The organism is Bradyrhizobium sp. (assembly GCF_016462955.1).
Lineage (GTDB): Bacteria > Pseudomonadota > Alphaproteobacteria > Rhizobiales > Xanthobacteraceae > Bradyrhizobium.
Genome location: NZ_JAEMSD010000569.1, coordinates 494 through 2,564 on the forward strand (window position 1 = coordinate 494; position 2,071 = coordinate 2,564).

The window sequence follows — 2,071 nt, forward strand, 5'->3', positions numbered from 1 at the left end:
GATCTCGTGCCGCACAAGGCAAAGCAGCGCGAAGTGAACGTCGCATTGTCGAACTCTTTTGGTTTTGGCGGTACCAATGCGTCGGTGATCGTCCGGCGCCTGGCCGATTAGTTTGCGTTCGAGACGAATCCACCGTTTTGCCGTATTCGGCGATAGTCATGGGCGTGGGCGTGCATTTTGGCAGGCAAGCGATTGTCGGGCCGCGATTGAACCGGCAGGATTCAGGTTGTCTCGATGAGTGAAAGGCCGCCCATTTCACCCCGGAGTCCGCGGGCAGCGCTCGAGCCCGAGCAACTGCCGCCGCCGCCCAAGCGGTCGGACCGCGCGCGCAATCCGCTCGTCATCGTCGGCAACGCCATCATCACCCTGCTGCTGATCAGCATGATCGGCGCCGGCGGCGTCTATTATTACGGCCGGCAGGTGCTCGAGGCGCCCGGACCGCTGAGGGAAGACAAGATCGTCAACATCCCGCAGCGCGCGGGCAAGCGCGACATCGCCGAGACGCTGAACCGGGAAGGCGTGACCGACGTCAATCCCTGGGTGTTCATCGCCAGCGTCGCCGCGCTGAAGGCGAGCTCGGACCTCAAGCCGGGTGAATATTCCTTCCAGAAGAACGCGTCCTTGCGCGACGTCATCGCCACCATCGTCGAGGGCAAGGTGGTGCAGCACGCCGTCACGATACCGGAAGGCCTGACCTCCGAGCAGATCGTGGCGCGGCTGTCCGACAACGACATCTTCACCGGCAGCGTGCGCGAGCTGCCGCGCGAAGGCACGCTGTTGCCGGAGACCTACAAGTTCCCGCGCGGCACCCCGCGCGAGCAGGTGGTCCAGCGCATGCAGCAGGCGCACAAGCGCGTGCTGACGGAGATCTGGGAGCGCCGCAATCCGGATATTCCGGTCAAGTCGCCGGAGCAACTGGTGACGCTGGCGTCCATCGTCGAGAAGGAAACCGGCAAGCCCGATGAGCGCAGCCGCGTCGCCGCAGTGTTCGTCAACCGCCTGAAGCAGAGGATCAAGCTGCAGTCCGATCCGACCATCATCTACGGCCTTGTCGGCGGCAAGGGCACGCTGGGCCGGCCGATCAAGCGCAGCGAGATCACGCAGCCTTCGCCTTACAACACCTATGTCATCGACGGGCTGCCGCCGGGCCCGATCTCGAATCCCGGCCGTGCTTCGCTCGAGGCCGCCGCCAACCCGGCTCGCACCCGCGACCTCTATTTCGTCGCCGACGGTACCGGCGGGCACGCCTTCACCGAGACCTACGACGCGCATCAGAGGAACGTCGCCAAGCTGCGGGCGATGGAGACGCAGATCCAGAACGACACGGTCGAGCCGCCGACCGAGGACGCGCCGCCGCCGGCCGCCGCCGCTCCTGGCGCTGCCGAGACTCCGACGGCGACGACGCCGACACGGCCTAATCAGCAGAAGAGGCAACCGTCGCGGCCCGCCAATCCGTCCAATCCCGCGCCCGCCCGGCAGGGCGCGGTGCAGTCCTCGCCCCCGGTGGTCCCGCGCTAGGCGCGTTCGCAGACCTGCCCGCGGGCATTGCGGATTCCACTTTCCGGCAAAATAGTCTTAAGATTCGCGTGGCTTGATGGCCTCGCGAATCCCCTGTTCCTGGAGAATCTGAACTGATGGCGCTGTCGTCCATGACCGGCTTTGCGAGAAGCCACGGCGCGAGCGGGCCGTATACGTTCGAATGGGAATTGAAGTCGGTCAACGCCAAAGGCTTTGACCTGCGCGTGCGGCTGCCGCAGGGGTTCGACGAACTCGAGGCGCACGCCAAAAAGCGCGCCGGCGAGCTGCTCGCGCGCGGAACCGTCTACGCCAATCTCAACGTCAAGCGCAGCAATGCCGCCGCCACGGTCCGCGTCAACGAGGACGTGCTCAACGCAGTCCTGAAGGCTGCTGCAGCGATCTCCGGAAAGATCGACGCGGTCGCGCCGAGCGTTGACGGCCTGCTCGCCATCAAGGGCGTCGTCGAGGTCGCCGAACCCGAGGGGGACGAGGAGGAGGACAAGGCCGCGCGGGCCGCCGCTGCGGAGGCCTTCGACAGGGCGCTCGCCGATCT

At 66.1% G+C, this 2,071-nt stretch carries 2 protein-coding genes; both read left to right on the forward strand.

Features of this window, described 5'->3' with window-relative positions:
* The first annotated feature begins 234 nt into the window (after positions 1–234).
* Positions 235–1,518, forward strand: a complete 1,284-nt coding sequence (gene mltG, locus JHD07_RS34565; protein WP_291630314.1) for an endolytic transglycosylase MltG — start codon at positions 235–237, stop codon at positions 1,516–1,518.
* A 116-nt stretch (positions 1,519–1,634) separates the two neighbouring features.
* Positions 1,635–2,071 (forward strand): YicC/YloC family endoribonuclease (locus tag JHD07_RS34570; protein ID WP_291630323.1); only part of this gene is annotated, 437 nt, incomplete at its 3' end.

Bases quoted from the DNA above. Each gene is read 5' to 3' on its own strand.
- mltG (WP_291630314.1), top strand. From the start codon at position 235: ATGAGTGAAAGGCCGCCCATTTCACCCCGGAGTCCGCGGGCAGCGCTC.